The sequence below is a fragment of the Azospirillum lipoferum genome (assembly GCF_024170005.1).
Lineage (GTDB): Bacteria > Pseudomonadota > Alphaproteobacteria > Azospirillales > Azospirillaceae > Azospirillum > Azospirillum lipoferum.
Genome location: NZ_JALJXJ010000022.1, coordinates 18,621 through 34,369 on the forward strand (window position 1 = coordinate 18,621; position 15,749 = coordinate 34,369).

Annotated in this window: 13 protein-coding genes; 10 read left to right on the forward strand and 3 right to left on the reverse strand. The window is 68.2% G+C overall.

Translation table 11 applies throughout. The features are described from left to right. Positions 1-20: 20 nt before the first annotated feature. Positions 21-689 carry a 4-carboxy-4-hydroxy-2-oxoadipate aldolase/oxaloacetate decarboxylase gene (locus J2848_RS32615; protein ID WP_149234855.1) on the reverse strand — a complete coding sequence of 223 codons (669 nt, stop codon included), beginning with the start codon at positions 687-689 and terminating at the stop codon, positions 21-23. Between the two features lie 310 nt (positions 690-999). Between J2848_RS32615 and J2848_RS32620 the strand changes: the two genes are divergently transcribed. After that, entirely contained in the window at positions 1,000-2,103 is a 1,104-nt protein-coding gene (locus J2848_RS32620) for a tripartite tricarboxylate transporter substrate binding protein (protein WP_149234854.1), read from the forward strand. A 94-nt stretch (positions 2,104-2,197) separates the two neighbouring features. On the opposite strand, the gene J2848_RS32625 is transcribed toward J2848_RS32620, so the two are convergent. Continuing rightward, a complete protein-coding gene (locus J2848_RS32625; protein WP_149234853.1) occupies positions 2,198-3,166 on the reverse strand; it encodes a tripartite tricarboxylate transporter substrate binding protein in 969 nt (322 codons plus the stop codon). 663 nt (positions 3,167-3,829) lie between these two features. On the opposite strand from J2848_RS32625, the gene ykgO reads away from it, so the two are divergent. The 9 genes from ykgO (at position 3,830) to J2848_RS32670 (ending at position 15,230) form a co-directional block, all read left to right on the forward strand. Next, on the forward strand, positions 3,830-3,955 hold the full coding sequence (gene ykgO / locus J2848_RS32630; protein WP_012973122.1) for a type B 50S ribosomal protein L36: 126 nt from the start codon (positions 3,830-3,832) through the stop codon (positions 3,953-3,955). A 207-nt stretch (positions 3,956-4,162) separates the two neighbouring features. Then, positions 4,163-5,650, forward strand: a complete 1,488-nt coding sequence (locus tag J2848_RS32635; RefSeq protein ID WP_149234852.1) for an FAD-linked oxidase C-terminal domain-containing protein — start codon at positions 4,163-4,165, stop codon at positions 5,648-5,650. Between the two features lie 17 nt (positions 5,651-5,667). Beyond that, positions 5,668-6,843: a glycolate oxidase subunit GlcE gene (glcE, locus tag J2848_RS32640; RefSeq protein ID WP_149234851.1), complete on the forward strand. Its 1,176-nt coding sequence runs from the start codon at positions 5,668-5,670 to the stop codon at positions 6,841-6,843. Positions 6,844-6,860: 17 nt separating this feature from the next. Beyond that, on the forward strand, positions 6,861-8,198 hold the full coding sequence (gene glcF / locus J2848_RS32645) for a glycolate oxidase subunit GlcF (RefSeq protein WP_149234850.1): 1,338 nt from the start codon (positions 6,861-6,863) through the stop codon (positions 8,196-8,198). 184 nt (positions 8,199-8,382) lie between these two features. Next, complete coding sequence (gene pcsA / locus J2848_RS32650; protein ID WP_149234849.1) at positions 8,383-9,090, forward strand: phosphatidylcholine synthase; 708 nt, start codon at positions 8,383-8,385, stop codon at positions 9,088-9,090. Between the two features lie 86 nt (positions 9,091-9,176). Then, on the forward strand, positions 9,177-10,139 hold the full coding sequence (locus J2848_RS32655; RefSeq protein WP_149234848.1) for a cation diffusion facilitator family transporter: 963 nt from the start codon (positions 9,177-9,179) through the stop codon (positions 10,137-10,139). Continuing rightward, entirely contained in the window at positions 10,139-10,888 is a 750-nt protein-coding gene (locus J2848_RS32660) for a DUF72 domain-containing protein (RefSeq protein ID WP_149234877.1), read from the forward strand. Before J2848_RS32655 ends, J2848_RS32660 begins: the two co-directional genes overlap by 1 nt. A 131-nt stretch (positions 10,889-11,019) precedes the next feature. Further along, positions 11,020-13,830, forward strand: a complete 2,811-nt coding sequence (locus J2848_RS32665) for a DUF2339 domain-containing protein (RefSeq protein ID WP_149234847.1) — start codon at positions 11,020-11,022, stop codon at positions 13,828-13,830. Between the two features lie 83 nt (positions 13,831-13,913). Next, the gene (locus J2848_RS32670) at positions 13,914-15,230 is read left to right on the forward strand and encodes a hydroxyacid-oxoacid transhydrogenase (RefSeq protein ID WP_149234846.1); all 1,317 of its coding nucleotides are present in this window, start codon (positions 13,914-13,916) and stop codon (positions 15,228-15,230) included. 9 nt (positions 15,231-15,239) lie between these two features. Here the strand turns inward: J2848_RS32670 and J2848_RS32675 are convergent, their stop codons facing one another. After that, positions 15,240-15,674, reverse strand: a complete 435-nt coding sequence (locus J2848_RS32675; RefSeq protein ID WP_149234845.1) for a GFA family protein — start codon at positions 15,672-15,674, stop codon at positions 15,240-15,242. Positions 15,675-15,749: the final 75 nt, after the last annotated feature.

Here is a 15,749-nt window from a genome sequence, read left to right on the forward strand (position 1 = left end):
GGCTTCCGTCGGTGGGCGGATCAGAGCGTGATGCCGGCGGCGTCGAGATAGGGCTTCAGGTTCAGAAGCTCGATGGTCGTCTCGCCGGCCTCCAGCTTGTGGCGGTAGGCCGCTTCGGCGGCCTCGCGGGCAGCGGCCTTCTCCAGCGTGTCGGCGGCGAGCGCCTGCGGCACCACCACCACGCCGTCGTCGTCGGCGATCACGATGTCGCCCGGCGAGACCATCACGCCACCGACCACGACGGTGGTGTTGACGTCGCCCTTGGCGTCGGTCTTGTTGGTGCCCTTCATGTTGGTGCCGCGGCAGAAGACCGGGAAGCCCATGTCGCGGATGGCGGTGGCGTCGCGCACGCAGCCGTCGATCACCAGCCCGCCCAGCCCGCGCGCGATGGCCGACGCGGTCAGGATGTCGCCCCAGGGGCCGGCATCGGTCATGCCCTTAAAGTCCACCACCAGAATGTCGCCCGGCTTGGCCAGCGCCACCGCGATGTGGATCATCAGATTGTCGGTCGGTCCACAGGACACGGTCAGCGCCGGGCCGCACAGCCGCATGCCGGGGAACAGCGGCTTGATCGGGTGGCCCATGGCGCCCTTCTTGCCCATCGCCTCGTGCAGGGTGGCGGGGGACTGGGCACGCAGAGCCTCGATCGTGGCGGCGTCGGGGCGGGCGAAATCCTTGTGAACGGTCATGCCGGGAACAGCCTTTCGCGAATGAACGGCATCCGGTGCTACGCGGCCCGGATAATCCTTACTACGGGTGAATCACAACTGGCAAACAAGTATTAGAATATTTAACTGCGACTGAAAACAACGAAACGGAGGTTGATTGCTGGAAAATCGCCTTTACGATGGGATGTGCGGCAAGAAGGCGCTGGAACGGCGTCTGCTGACGGATAAAAAGCAATTGAAAGATGCCGCATCCGTGTGGGCGGTGGTTCCGGGGCCGACGCTGGATCGCCGTCCCGGCCGTGGCGCGGATGCGAACCGAAGGAGGCGATGTATGAATATGAAGGCGCATTCCGCCGTTCAGGATGGATCGACAGACCCTGCCGCCGCGGCCGGGATCGGTCGGCTCGGCGCCTTGTCACGCGGTCTGCTGTCGCGTGGGCCATGGATGCGTGGGGTGCGGCGGCTGGCGGCGGCGGTCGGGATCGTCACCGCCGGGCTGGTGGCCACCGTCGTGCTGGCGGCGCCGGGTGCGGCCTGGGCCGCCTATCCGGAGAAGCCGATCAGCCTGATCGTCGGCTATGCCGCCGGCGGCGGGTCCGATTTCATCGTCCGGTCGCTCGCCCCCTTCATCGAGAAGGAACTGGGCGGCAGCGCCCGGGTGATCGTGATGAACCGGCCGGGTGCGGGCGGCGAGATCGGCTTTGCCGCCATCGCCGACGCCAACCCCGACGGCTACACCATCGGTCTCATCAACTCGCCCAACGTCGTGACCATCCCGATCGAGCGGCATGCGCGCTTCTCGCTGGACCGTCTCGACCCGCTCTACAATCTGGTGGACGATCCCGGCTCCTTCGTCGTCCACAAGGACAGCCCCTTCCAGACGCTGGCCGACGTCGCCGCCTTCGCCAAGGCCAACCCGAACAATGTGACGGTCGGCACCACCGGCATCGGCTCCGACGACCATCTGGCGATGCTGATGTTCCAGCGCCTGACCCAGACCCAGCTGACCCATGTGCCCTTCCCAGGCAGCGCCGACGCCCACCGGGCGCTGCTGGGCCGGCATATCCAGGTCACCTCGATGAACATCGGCGAATCGGCACGGGCGCGCGAAGGCGACCCGATCCGCATCCTGGGCGTGATGACGGATCAGCGGTCGGAGCAGGCGCCCGACGTCCCGACCTTCAAGGAACTGGGTTTTGACGTGAAGATGTCGTCCCTGCGTGGTCTCGCCGCCCCAATGGGCCTGCCGCCGGACATCCGTGCCAAGCTGGTCGACGCCATCGCCAAGGCGGTCCAGCATCCGGAGTTCCAGGACATCGCCCGCAAGGCCTACCAGCCGTTGCGCCTGCTTCCCCCCGACCAGTACGCGGCGGAGCTGAAGACCCAGGAGGCGACCTTCCGCACCATCTGGAAGGAAACGCCCTGGCTGAAGTGATGGGGGCCGAAGCAAGCGCGGTTCCGGGTGGACATGAAAAGGGCGCCGGCAGATTGCCGGCGCCCCTTACTTTTTGCCTTACCCTAGCGGGAGCTTACTTCAGCCACGGATTGGTGGCCCACAGCTCGCGTAGTTCCTTGGTCGACTCGGCCAGTTCGGCGGCATACTGCTCCGGCGGCAGCAGGCGGACCGGCTGGTACAGCTCCTTCGCCTTGGCCTGGAAACCCGGGTCGTTGGCAGCCTTGCCCAGCGCGTCGACCAGCTTGGTCCGCACGTCCGGCGGCAGTCCCTTCGGCGCCGCGATGCCACGCAGCGACGACATCAGCGCGGCGAAGCCCTGGTCCTTGAATGTGGCGACGCCGGGGGCCTGCTCCACTGCCTTGTCGGACATTACGCCGAGGACGGCGATCGGGTCCTTCTGCTTGTACTGCATCGCCTCGCCGATGTTCACGGCGCTCAGCATGATCTTTTTGTTGGCCAGCGCCGCCTCGTTGGCGGCGGAGCCCTGGAAGGGCACATGGGTGAAGGTCACGCCTGCCTGACGCTGGAACACCAGCATCGCCAGATGGTCGTCGGAGCCGATGCCGGTGGTGCCGACGGTGACGCTGTTCGGGTTGGCCTTGGCGAAGGTGACCACGTCGGTCAGCGTCTTGAACTGTCCTTCGTTCTGGACCGCGAAGGAGCTGGGGTCGTCGACCAGATTGTAGAGCGGGTCGAGACGGTCCAGCGAATAGCGGGCCTGGCGCTCGATCGGGATGGCGTTGACGTTCGGCGAATTGATCGCGCCGATGGTGTAGCCGTCGGGAGCGGCGTCGGCGATGGCGGCGAAGCCGATCTCGCCACCGGCGCCGGGCTTGTTCACCACCTCGACCCGGCTGCCGTCACCCAGCTGCTTTTCCAGGAAGGGCGCCAGCGCGCGAATCAGCAGATCGGTGCCGCCGCCGGCGCCGAAGGCCACGATCATCGTGATCGGCTTCTCCGGATAGGCCGCCTCGGCGTTTGTGGCCGACAGGAACAGCGCGCCGGCCGCGGCTGCCAGAGAGAGAGCGTTCCAGAACTTCATGATCCCCCCATCGATGATGCGCTGCGCAGACGGCCCCATGCGGCATGCCATGCGCAAAAAACGGGACGGAGTCCGGACCGATCCGGCACGAATCGACAGCCATCCCGGTGGTCGGCTGTAATCATGCACGGCGGCGGCGCGGATGCCGCTGAATATCTGAGGATGTTCCTACATCAGCAAGAACAGCTCTTCAACTCCGCAGCATACGATTTCGCATCGTCGCGTCAATACACCGCATAATATTGAGAAGGATTGGTGAATGTGCTGGAGTGTTATAAGTAAATACTGTGTATTGGTTCGACTGCCCGGCGGATTTTATTGGGATTGGCTGGGTGGCGACAAGTCGAAAGTCATGGGTCGATAGTCGTCTTCCGCTCACCGCACGCCAGCAGCCTCTAACGCGAAGTTGTATACATTCCATCCCGGCCATCCGAACGCTCCACAAATTTCCCTTTATTGGGGAACATACCATAGTATCGTGTATTTCGGATATGTACTGCATCCCCAGCCTCCCGCTCCTGTGGTTCCTGCGGAGTGGAGGCGGCGCGAAATGCGGGCGGCGAAGCTTCCTGTTTCGGGCCGTTCCCAGGCGTTGACAGTCGGTGGGCACCGCACTATGGTGCGCGCCTTCAATCGAGCCGCCGAGCGTTCAGGAACAGCATCATGAAAATCGTCAACTCCCTGAAGTCGATGAAGACGCGCCACAAGGCCTGCCGCGTGATCCGCCGCAAGGGCCGCGTCTACGTCATCAACAAGCAGAACCCCCGCTTCAAGGCCCGCCAGGGCTGATCGATCCGCAAAGATCGATCGACTGCGAGGCCGGGCATTGCGCCCTGCCTCTCCGTCATCGGGTGTTTACGCAAGAGCCGCGCCTTCGGGTGCGGCTCTTGCGTTTTGGGGCCTCCTGATCGGAAGCGGCATCGTCTTGTCTTAAGGTTGCGGCGGATGGTACGTGTGGCGGACGACTTCGCCGCAACGGGATAAGGACCGCCCGCCATGAAGATGCCGGTGCCGGACAGCGTGGTGATCGCCCGCCGCCGGGAGATCGTGGAGGCGCTACGCGCCATCGTTCCCGGCGAAGGCGTGATCGTCGACGAGAACGAGCTGCGCGCCTACGAGTGTGACGGGCTGACCGCCTACCGCCAACTGCCGATGGTCGCCGTGCTGCCCAGCACGGTGGAGCAGGTGTCGCAGGTCCTGAAGACCTGCAAGGCGATGGGGGTGAAGGTGGTGCCGCGTGGCGCCGGCACCTCGCTGTCAGGCGGCGCCCTGCCGCTGGCCGACGGCGTGCTGCTGGGGATGGGCAAGTTCAAGCGCATCCTCGACATCGACTATGCCAACCGCTGCGTCACGGTGCAGCCAGGGGTGACCAACCTCGGCATCTCCAACGCCGTGGCGCATGAGGGATTCTATTACGCCCCCGATCCGTCCAGCCAGATCGCCTGCACCATCGGCGGCAATATCGCCGAGAATTCCGGCGGCGTGCACTGCCTGAAATATGGCCTGACCACCAACAATGTGCTGGGGCTGGAGATGGTGCTGATGGACGGCACCGTCATCCGGCTGGGCGGCAAGCATCTGGATGCCGGCGGCTACGACCTGATGGGGATCGTCACCGGGTCCGAAGGGCTGTTGGGCGTGGTGACCGAGGTCACGGTGCGCATTTTGAAGAAGCCGGCGACCGCCCGCGCGGTGCTGCTGGGTTTCCCCAGCAGCGAGCAGGGCGGCGACTGCGTGGCCGCCATCATCGCCGCCGGGATCATCCCCGGCGGCATGGAGATGATGGACCGCCCAGCCATCCATGCCGCCGAAGCCTTCGTCCATGCCGGCTACCCGCTGGATGTCGAAGCGCTGCTGATCGTCGAACTGGACGGTCCGGCGGCGGAGGTCGACCATCTGATCGACCGGGTCGAGGCGATCGCCCGCGACAAGGGCGCCTGTTATGCCCGCGTGTCGAAGAGCGAGGAGGAGCGGCTGGCCTTCTGGGCCGGGCGCAAGGCCGCCTTCCCGGCGGTGGGCCGGATCAGTCCCGACTACTACTGCATGGATGGAACCATCCCGCGCAAGGCGCTGCCGCTCGTGCTGCAACGGATGCAGGAGATGTCGGACCGCTGCGGCCTGCGCGTCGCCAACGTCTTCCATGCCGGCGACGGCAACCTGCACCCGCTGATCCTCTATGATGCCAACAAGCCGGGTGAACTGGAGGCGGCGGAAGCCTTCGGCAACGACATCCTGCGCCTGTGCGTCGAGGTCGGCGGCGTGCTGACCGGCGAGCATGGGGTGGGCGTCGAGAAACGCGACCTGATGACCGACCAGTTCGACGAGGCCGATTTGCAGCAGCAGCAGCGGTTGAAATGCGCTTTCGACCCTGACGGTCTGCTGAACCCGGGCAAGGTCTTCCCCACGCTGCACCGCTGTGCCGAACTCGGCCGGCTGCATGTTCACCAGGGGGAACTGCGCTTCCCCGACATCCCGCGCTTCTGAGGGGCCCGCTGTCCGTCATGACCATCACCACCTTGAAGCCGGAAAGCGCCGTGCAGGCGGTCGACGCGGTGCGCTGGGCGCTGTCGGCCGGCGAACCGCTGGAGATCCTTGGCAGCGGCAGCCGCCGCGGGCTGGGCCGCCCGGTGCAGGCCGGCCACGCGCTCGACCTGTCGGGCCTATCGGGCGTCATCGCCTATGAGCCGGAAGAACTGGTACTGACCGCGCTGGCCGGCACGCCGATGGACATGATCCGCAGCATGCTGGCCGAACGCGGGCAGCATCTCGCCTTCGAGCCGCCGGAGGGCGGCACCCTCGGCGGGTTGGTCGCCAGCGGGTTGGCCGGGCCGCGCCGGATCTCGGCCGGATCGGCCCGCGACCACACGTTGGGGATCGCCGGGATCAGCGGCCGGGCCGAGGCCTACAAGGGCGGCGGCAAGGTGGTGAAGAACGTCACCGGCTATGACGTGCCGAAGCTGATGGCGGGCTCCTTCGGCACCCTGACCGCGCTGACCGAGATCACGGTGAAGGTGCTGCCGGCACCGGAGGACACAGCGACGCTGCTGCTGTTCGGGTTGGACGACGCGGCGGCTGTGGCGATGCTCGACCGCGCACTGCGCAGCCCCTACGAGGTGTCGGGGGCCGCCCATTTGCCGGCGGGGATCGCCGCGCGCTCGGGCACGTCCGCCGTGGCGGGAGCGGGCGGAGCGGTGACGCTGGTGCGGCTGGAGGGCTTCGGCCCGTCGGTCGCCGCGCGCGGCACCATGCTGCGCGAGGAGCTGCGGGCCGACTCCGTGCTGGGGCGCGACGAGTCGCGGGCAGTCTGGCGCGAGGTTCGGGACGGGGTGGGGTTGGGGGTGGGCAGCGACGCCCAGCTCTGGAAACTCTCCGTCCCCCCCTCGGCCGGTCCGTCCACCGTCGAGGCCATCCGCCGGACGCTCGACGTCGAAGCCTTCTACGACTGGGGCGGCGGGCTGGTCTGGTTGACCGCACCGCCCGATTCGGGAACGGCTATCCGAAGCGCGCTCTCCGCCGGCGGCCACGCCACGCTGGTGCGGGCGCCGGAGGCGGCGCGCGTGGCGACGGACGTGTTCCAACCCTTGCCCGAACCGCTGATGGCGCTCAGCCGCCGGGTCAAGGAAAGCTTCGACCCCAAGGGCATCCTCAACCCCGGCCGCATGTATGCGGGTCTGTAACGGGAAGACCGATCTCGATGCAAACCAACTTCTCGCTGGCCCAGTTGGCCGATGCCGCGATCCGCGACTCGGAACAGATCCTGCGCAAATGCGTGCATTGCGGCTTCTGCACCGCGACCTGTCCGACCTACACCATCCTGGGGGACGAGCTGGACAGCCCGCGCGGCCGCATCTACCAGATCAAGGACATGCTGGAAAAGGGCGGCCCGCCGCCTGACAGCACGGTCAAGCACATCGACCGCTGCCTGTCCTGCCTGTCCTGCATGACGACCTGCCCGTCGGGCGTCCATTACATGCATCTGGTCGATCACGCCCGCGCCCATATCGAGGCGACCCATAGCCGTCCGCCGGCCGACCGGGCGGTGCGCGACCTGATCGCGCGGGTGCTGCCCAACCCGCGGCTGTTCCGGCTGGCCCTGCTGGGGGCTTCGCTCGGCGCCTCCCTGGGCCGGCCCTTCCGCGCGATGCTGCCCAAGCGGCTGTCGGCGATGCTGGCGCTGACCCCGTCCAGCGTCCCGGCGCCGAGCTACAGCGACCGGCCCGGCGTGCATCCGGCGGAGGGGCCACGCAGGAAGCGGGTCGCCCTGCTGATCGGCTGCGCCCAGCAGGTGCTGGCCCCGCAGATCAACGAGGCGACGATCCGCCTGCTGACCCGTCATGGGGTCGAGGTGGTGGTGTCGAAGGGGGCCGACTGCTGCGGCGCCTTGACGCACCATATGGGCAAGGAGGAGCTCGCCCACGCCGCCGCGAAGAAGACCATCGACGCCTGGATGAAGGAGATCGAGGGCGGGGGGTTGGACGCCATCGTCATCAATGCGTCCGGCTGCGGCACCAGCGTCAAGGATTACGGCCACATGTTCCGCGAGGACGCCGCCTATGCCGCCAAGGCGGCGCGGGTGGCGGGGCTGGCTCGGGATGTCACCGAACTGATGGACGAGATCGGGCTGGCACGCCCGGTGGTGGAGACCGGGCAGGCGGTCGCCTACCACTCCGCCTGTTCCATGCAGCACGGCCAGCGCATCAAGGAACCGCCGCGTGCCCTGCTGCGTGCCGCCGGCTTCCTGGTCAAGGAGATTCCCGACGCGCATCTCTGCTGCGGGTCGGCCGGCACCTACAACATGTTGCAGCCGGAGCTGGCTGGGGAACTGCGGACCCGCAAGGTCGCCGCCATCGAAAGCACCCAGGCCCAGGCGGTGGCGGCCGGCAATCTCGGCTGCATCACCCAGATCGCGGGCGGGACCGGACTGCCGGTGGTCCATACGGTGGAACTGCTGGATTGGGCGACCGGCGGCCCGATGCCGGAGGCGCTGGCTGGCCGGGCCGCCTTCCGACAGGGCACGGTGCAGGCAGCCTGAAGAAGGGAGCGGGGACGGTCGCGCACGTCAGCGTGGGCGGAACCGGGGGTTTCGTACCCCCACAATTCTGTGTTTATCTGCGTTCATCTGTGTCAGAAAATCCGCCCGCCTCACCGCCTACCGTTCCAGCCCCGCCCCGTTCAGGTTATTTGCCTTGTCCTTGCCACCCACGGAAAACATCGGCATGAGCGCCGCCTACGGAATCACCCATCGCCTGTCGGCTTGGGGCGTTCACATCTTCACGGCCAGCGGCGCCGTGCTGGGGCTGCTCGGCCTGTTGGCGGCGGCGGCGGGCGATGCCAAGCTGTGCCTGATGTGGCTGGGCGTGGCGCTGGTCGTCGATGGCGTCGACGGCACGCTGGCCCGCCGCGTCTCGGTCAAGCAGGTGCTGCCGGGCATCGACGGTTCGGCGCTGGATCTGGTGATCGACTACCTGACCTATGTCGTGGTGCCGGCGGTCTTCATGCACCGATTCGGCCTGCTGCCGGAGGGGCTGGTCAGCGTCGGCCTTGCCGCCTGGATCCTGCTGACGGCGCTCTACTGCTTCGCCAATGTCGGGATGAAGAGCGGCGACAACTACTTCGTCGGCTTCCCGGCGATCTGGAACGTGGTGGCTCTCTATCTCTGGCTGCTCGACCTCAATCCCTGGTTCAATGCCGCGGTGGTGGTGGCGCTGGGGCTGCTGACCTTCACCACCGTCAAGTTCCTGCATCCCTTCCGCGTCAAGGCGCTGATGCCGCTGAACATCGCGGTGACCACCGTGTGGCTGCTCTGCTGTATCGCGCTGGTGGTGCTGGAGCCGGCACGGCCGGGTTGGCTGTTCGGTCTGTGGCTGGCGACTTCGGTCTACTACGCCGCGGTCTGCGCCTGGCGCACCCTGCGCGGCCCTTGATGGCTTAGCGGAAGGCATAGGGAACCGCTGCGGCCGGTGGACGTTGCTGATGCGCAGTCCGTCCGCTCCAGCGAAGGGTTCCCGTTTTGACCGAAGGCTCCACCAAGGTCGTGCTCGCAGCGCTCGGCGGCAATCTGATGATCGCGCTGACCAAGTTCGTCGCCAGCGCGATGACCGGCAGCGCCGCCATGTTCAGCGAGGCGATTCATTCCGTCGTCGACAGCGGCAACCAGCTTCTGCTGCTCTACGGCATCCGCCGCGCCCGCCGTCCGCCGACGCCGCAACACCCCTTCGGCCATGGGCGCGAGGTGTATTTCTGGTCCTTCGTCGTCGCCGTGCTGCTGTTCGGCATCGGCGCCGGCCTGTCCATCTATGATGGCTGGCACGCGCTGTCCCATCCCGAACCGGTCGAAAGCCCCTGGGTCAATTTCGCCGTGCTGGGCTTCGCCGTGCTGTTCGAGGGCTTTTCCTGGATCGTCGCGCTGCGCGAGTTCCGCCGCGGCCAGAGCGGTATCGGCATCCTGTCCGCCGTCCATCGCTCGAAGAACCCGTCGGTCTTCGTCGTGCTGCTGGAGGACACCGCGGCGCTGATCGGCCTGCTGCTGGCCGGCATCGGCCTGACGCTGGGCGAGGTGACCGGCAACCCGATCTTCGACGCCTATGCCTCCATCGCCATCGGCGTGGTGCTGGCGGTGGTGGCGGCGCTGCTGGCCTACGAATCGAAGGGGCTGCTGATCGGCGAGTCGGCCGACCGTCGCGTCGTCGAGGGCATCCGCCGCATCGTCGGCGAGGAGGCGCGGGTGAAGCGGCCGCTCGACGTGCTGACCATGCATATGGGTCCTGACGACGTGCTGCTGAACCTGTCGGTGGAGTTCCAGGACAGCCTGAACGCCCGCGAGGTGGAGGATGCCGTCTGCACGCTGGAAAGCCGCATCCGCAAGCAATACCCGATCATCCGCCGCATCTTCGTGGAGGCCGAGTCGCTGCGCGCCCGTCGCGGCCGTGACAATGACGGAACCGCCCCACCCCAGGGACTTCCGGCCGAGTGATGGCATACTCCGCGGCGCACCCGATCCGGATCGGCACCGCCGGCTGGAGCATTCCGAAGCTCTCGGCACCCGCCTTTCCCGTCGACGGCACCCATCTGGAACGCACCGCCCGCGTCATGCCGATGACCGAGGTGAACAGCAGCTTCTACCGCCCGCACAAGCCGGAGACCTGGGAACGCTGGGCCGCCTCCACTCCGCTGGGTTTCCGGTTCGCGGTGAAGCTGCCCAAGGCGATCAGCCACGAGGCCCGGCTGGTCGGCATAGAGGCGGCGCTGGACCGTTTCCTGGCGGAAGCCGGAATGCTGGGCGACCGCTTCGGTCCGCTGCTGGTGCAATTGCCGCCCAGCCTGCGTTTCGACCGGGGGGTGGCAGAGGGGTTCTTCGCCCTGCTGCGCGCCAAGTTCGACGGCGATGTGGCGTGCGAGCCGCGCCACGCCTCCTGGTTCACCGATGCGGCCGAGGTTCTGCTGGTCGCCCACCGCGTCGCCCGCGTCGCCGCCGATCCCGCCCCGGTGCCGGGAGCGGGCGAGCCGGGTGGTTGGGACGGCCTGCGCTATTGGCGGCTGCACGGCTCGCCGGTGATGTACCGCTCGGCCTACGAACCGGCGGTGCTGGACGCGCTGGCCGAGCGGCTCCTGGCGGAGGCGGCGCTGCGGCCGGTCTGGTGCGTCTTCGACAACACCGCCGACTTCCACGCCGTCGACGACGCGCTGGCGACCATGGCGCGGCTGGCGGCGCGATCCCCCTGACGAAGCCTCGATTATCGGGCGAATCCACGAAAGGATGAGCCCCCAGCACGACCGAGACAGTGCATTGTTGCAAGATTATGCTGCCGCGAACTGGTCCCGGTCAGGGGCAGCGGCGTGCAGGCGGTGCGGTCATGGAGTTCGTCGTCCTACTGCTGATTTTCGGCTTCATCACCCACCGGCTCGACCGGCGGCTGAAGGTGCAGGCGGCGGAAATCGCCCTTCTGCGCGGCCGGCTGGACAAGGTCCTGACCGGCGTCCCAACCGGAGCCTCGCTGCCGTCCGCCGCGGAGGCGGCACCCGCTGAAGCAACGGTCCCGGAAGTCGAGACGCCGCCCGAAGAGGAGCCGGTCGGCGAACCGGTCTTCGTGCCGGAGGCGGCATCGATCGTCGAAGAACCGGCACCGCCGCCAACGCCTGCCCCGCAACCCGCAGCCCCGGCGGCGGCGCGACCGGGATGGCGCGAGCTGGAGGAATCGCTGGCCTCGCGCTGGCTGATCTGGCTCGGCGGCGGCACCATGGCGCTGGCGGCGGCCTTCTTCATCAAGCTGTCGGTCGACCATGGCTGGCTCGGGCCGTCGGTGCGGGTGGCGCTGGGGTTGCTCGCCGGCCTCGGGCTGATGGTGGGCGGCGAGTGGCTGCGCCGCCGGCCGATGCAGCGCGCCGTCGCCGCCTTGCAGCCGGATTACGTGCCGCCGGCCCTGACCGCCGCCGGTCTGTTCACCGCCTTCATCAGCGTCTATGGCGGCTTCGCCCTGTTCGGCCTGTTCGCGCCGCTGGTGGCCTTCGCGCTGCTGGTCGGCCTGTCGCTGGCCGCCATCGGCCTGTCGCTGTTGCAAGGGCCGTTCATCGCGGCGCTGGGCCTGCTGGCCGGCTACGTCTCCCCCATTCTGGTCTCCACCGGCAATCCGGATGCCTGGAGCCTGTTCGCCTATCTGCTGGCGCTGAACGGGGCGGGCATGGCGGTGGTGCTGTATCGCGGCTGGCGCTGGCTCGGCTGGGGGGCACTGGCCGGTGCGGCGGTCTGGCCGCTTCTGTGGATGATCGACCCCTGGCGCAGCGGCGACGAGCTGCCGACCGGCCTCTATCTGCTGCTGACCTCCGCGCTGTTCCTGGTGCCGGCGGTGCGCGGCGTGCTGGACCAGACATTGCCGGAGCCGATTCCCGCCACCGGCTGGCGCACCGCTCTGCCCGACTGGATCCGGCGCAGGCAGCGCCATCCCGCCGACCGGCTGGCGATGACGGCGACGATGATGTTCGGGGTGCTGGTCGCCGCCGTCACCTGGCTCGATTCGCACGGGTCGGTGTCGCAGATCGTCCTCGCCCTGTTCGCCCTGCTGGCGATGGTCGGCGGGCGGCGGACGGAGCGGATCGCCGGCGTCGCCTGGATCGCGGCGCTGACCGTCCTGCTGTCGCTGGCGCCCTGGAGCCTGCCCTACGTGCCCGCCAGCCCGCCGCCGCTGAATGCCGATGGTCAGCCGCTGATCGTCGCCGATCCGGCCGGCTATCCGGCGGCGGTCGGGCGCTTCCTGTGGGTGGCGGGCGGGTTTGCCGCCCTGTTCGGGATCGGCGGCTTCGTCGCGCTGTGGGACGCCCGGCGGGCGGCACTGTGGGCCTCGCTCTCGGCGCTGGTGCCGCTGGCCCTGCTGACGCTGGCCTATGCGCTGGTGGAACCGCCGGAGACCGCCATCGGCTGGCCGGCGGCGGCGCTGGGGCTGGCGGCGCTGCTGGTCGGTGCCACCACGCCGCTGGGCCGCCACCGCCACCGGCCGGGCGCCTCGCTGGGGCTGGCCGCCTTCGCCGCCGGGGCCACCGGCGCCATCGCGCTCGGCGCCACCATGGTCTTGCAGGAGGCGTGGCTGACCGTGGCGCTGGCGATGCAGGTGCCGGTGCTGGCATGGCTGGAGCGGCAGCTGAACCTGCGGGAACTGCGCGGCGTCACCCTGCTGGTGGCGGCCGCCGTGCTGGTGCGGCTGGCGATCAACCCCTCCGTGCTGGATTACGAGGGTTATGGCTGGATCGCCTACGGCTACGGCCTGCCGGCGCTGGGCTTCATTCTGGCGGCGCGCTGGATGCGGTCGGCACCGGATGGGAAAGGCGACGATCTGGTGGTGATGGTGCTGGAGGCCGGTGCCCTGATCTTCACCACGCTGATGCTGTCGCTGGGCATCCACCGCTGGATGGCCGGCAGCCTGCAAGAGGCGCCGTCCTCCCTGGCGGAGGTGGCGCTGCACACCCTCTCCTGGCTCGGCCTTGCCCTGCTGCTGGCGGCCGACCGGCGGTGGAACGCGCGACCCGTTGCGGTGTGGGGGCGGCGCCTGCTGGTGCTGCTGGCTGTGGCGACCGCCCTGCTCCTGCATCTGGTGGCGCTGAACCCGTTGTGGAACGACGAGTGGGTGGGCAACTGGCCGGTGGTCAACCGGCTGCTGCTGGCCTATGGCGCGCCGGCCGTGCTGGGGCTGGTCTATCTGTGGTACGATCCGCCGCCGTCGCGTGCCTTGCGCAGTGCCGCCCCGGTGCTGCCGCTGCTGCTGATCGCCACCAATCTGGCGCTGGAGATCCGCCGCGCCTTCCAGGGGCCGATCCTGTCCGGCTACGAGATGTCGGACGCCGAGTGGTACAGCTATTCCGCCGGATTCCTGCTGTTCGCAGTGGCGATGCTGGTGGTGGGCATCCGCTTCGGCTGGGGCTGGATGCGCCATGCCGGGCTTGTTCTCGTGCTGGCGGTGGTCGCCAAGGTGTTCCTCAGCGACATGTCGGACCTGGAGGGGATGTACCGCGTCGCCTCCTTCCTCGGTCTCGGCCTCAGTCTGGTCGGCACCGGCTGGCTCTATCAGCGGCTGCTGCGGCCACCCTCGGCCGGCGCGCCGCCGGAGCCGGAGCCGGAGCCGTCGCCGGCTGACGATCTGCCGACAGACAGTCTGTTGGACCAACGGACGCATTGACAGGCTGGTCGGGGGGCGTTCCCATACGGTAAAGGATGGGCTGGGGATGAACCCGGCCACCGCCACCGGAGGAGCAGCCCCTCATGCATAGCGATACGCAAGGCAACGCCTATCCCATTCTGCCCGACGGCGAGGAGGGCTTCACCGTCGAGGCGGCGCGGATGAAGTTCGGCCCCGGCATGCTGGCGGAACTGGGCGGCGACGCGCTGTCGCTGGGCATGACTCGGGTGGCGCTGTTCACCGATCCGCGGGTAGCGGCGACGGCGCCCTTCGCCATGGCGCTCGACTCGCTGAAGCGGGCGGGCGTGGACCCGGTGGTCTATGACCGCTGCCGGGTGGAGCCGACCAGCACCTCCTTCCTCGACGCCGCCGATTTCGCGCGGGATGGCGGGTTCGACGGCTATGTTTCGGTCGGCGGCGGATCGGTGATCGACACCGCCAAGGCGGCGAACCTCTACGCGACATATCCGGCCGACTTCCTCGCCTACGTCAACAAGCCGCTGGGGGAGGGCATCCCGGTTCCCGGCCCGGTCAAGCCGCACATCGCCTGTCCGACCACCTGCGGCACCGGCAGCGAGACCACCGGCGTCGCCATCTTCGACCATGTGGAAAAGCAGGTGAAGACCGGCATCTCGTCGCGCTACCTGCGGCCGAGCCTCGCCGTCGTCGATCCGCGCACCATCGACAGCCTGCCGCCCGGCGCCATCGCCGCCACCGGCTTCGACGTGCTGACCCACGCCATCGAGAGCCACACCGCGCGTCCCTTCCGCTCGCGCCCGCGCCCTGAGTCGCCGACGGCCCGCCCGCCCTACCAAGGCGCCAACCCCTGGTCGGACATCGGCAGCCTGCAAGCGATCCGGCTCGGCGGGCAGTGGCTGGAACGGGCGGTCAACGACCCCGACTGCCTGGAGGCCCGCGACGCGCTGATGTTCGCGGCGACGCTGGCCGGTCTGGCCTTCGGCAATGCCGGCGTCCACATCCCGCACGCCATGTCCTATTCGGTGGCGGGGATGAACCACAGCTTCACCGCGACAGGCTACGAGACGGTGGACCCGATGGTGCCGCACGGCATCTCGGTGGTGCTGAACGCCCCGGCCGCCTTCCGCTTCACCGGACCGGCAGCGCCCGAAGCCCATCTGCGTGCTGCCGAGGCGCTGGGCGCCGATACGCGCGGCGCCTCACCGGAGGATGGCGGCGAACTGTTGGCGACCCGGCTGATCTCGATGATGCGGACGACCGGGTTGCCGAACGGGTTGTCGGCACTCGGCTATGGCGAGGCCGACATTCCGGGGCTGGTTAGAGGAGCCGCCGCCCAGCAACGCCTGCTGACCATCGCCCCGTGTCCGGTGTCTGAGGACGACCTGCGCGGGCTGTACGCGGACGCGATGCGCTACTGGTGAGCGTAGACGCTATTCCGCCATCATTTCGCCGGAACCGCCGAACTCCGCCGGGAAGTCCTTCAGCTTCGGCAGACCGTCCCGCATCGGCAGCACGGTCTCCGCATAGTTGACGTGGACGGCGGGGGTGAAGGTCAGGGTCGGCAGCGTCGCCGAGAAGACATCCACGAGGCTGAGCGGCGGGTGATTGGTCATCAGATGCCCGCCGCACTTCGCGCAATATTGGCGCTGGCTGAGTGGCGTCTTCTGGAAAGTCGCGAGATGTTCGGCACCGGCGGTCACGCGCACGGCTTCGGGCTTCCACAGGGTGAAGGCATTGACCGGACCTCCGGACCAGGAGCGGCAGGACCGGCAATGGCAATAGCCCATGGCCTCCGGCGAACCGGTGACCTCTACCTCCACCGCACCGCAGAAGCAGCGTCCCGTATGAGTCTCGGTCTCAGTCATGGCTTTCGACTTCATCTTTGTTGGTGACGTGAACAATAAGACGCTATCACCGATTGCGAAGATGTTCAGCCAGCC

What these genes read in the sequence shown, in the direction of transcription:
- J2848_RS32675 (WP_149234845.1), bottom strand. Translation starts at nt 15,674, where the DNA reads ATGACTGAGACCGAGACTCATACGGGACGCTGCTTCTGCGGTGCGGTG.
- pcsA (WP_149234849.1), top strand. Translation starts at nt 8,383, where the DNA reads ATGAGCGCCGCCTACGGAATCACCCATCGCCTGTCGGCTTGGGGCGTT.
- ykgO (WP_012973122.1), top strand. Translation starts at nt 3,830, where the DNA reads ATGAAAATCGTCAACTCCCTGAAGTCGATGAAGACGCGCCACAAGGCC.
- glcE (WP_149234851.1), top strand. Translation starts at nt 5,668, where the DNA reads ATGACCATCACCACCTTGAAGCCGGAAAGCGCCGTGCAGGCGGTCGAC.
- J2848_RS32635 (WP_149234852.1), top strand. Translation starts at nt 4,163, where the DNA reads ATGAAGATGCCGGTGCCGGACAGCGTGGTGATCGCCCGCCGCCGGGAG.
- J2848_RS32625 (WP_149234853.1), bottom strand. Translation starts at nt 3,166, where the DNA reads ATGAAGTTCTGGAACGCTCTCTCTCTGGCAGCCGCGGCCGGCGCGCTG.
- J2848_RS32615 (WP_149234855.1), bottom strand. Translation starts at nt 689, where the DNA reads ATGACCGTTCACAAGGATTTCGCCCGCCCCGACGCCGCCACGATCGAG.
- J2848_RS32665 (WP_149234847.1), top strand. Translation starts at nt 11,020, where the DNA reads ATGGAGTTCGTCGTCCTACTGCTGATTTTCGGCTTCATCACCCACCGG.
- glcF (WP_149234850.1), top strand. Translation starts at nt 6,861, where the DNA reads ATGCAAACCAACTTCTCGCTGGCCCAGTTGGCCGATGCCGCGATCCGC.
- J2848_RS32660 (WP_149234877.1), top strand. Translation starts at nt 10,139, where the DNA reads ATGGCATACTCCGCGGCGCACCCGATCCGGATCGGCACCGCCGGCTGG.
- J2848_RS32620 (WP_149234854.1), top strand. Translation starts at nt 1,000, where the DNA reads ATGAATATGAAGGCGCATTCCGCCGTTCAGGATGGATCGACAGACCCT.
- J2848_RS32670 (WP_149234846.1), top strand. Translation starts at nt 13,914, where the DNA reads ATGCATAGCGATACGCAAGGCAACGCCTATCCCATTCTGCCCGACGGC.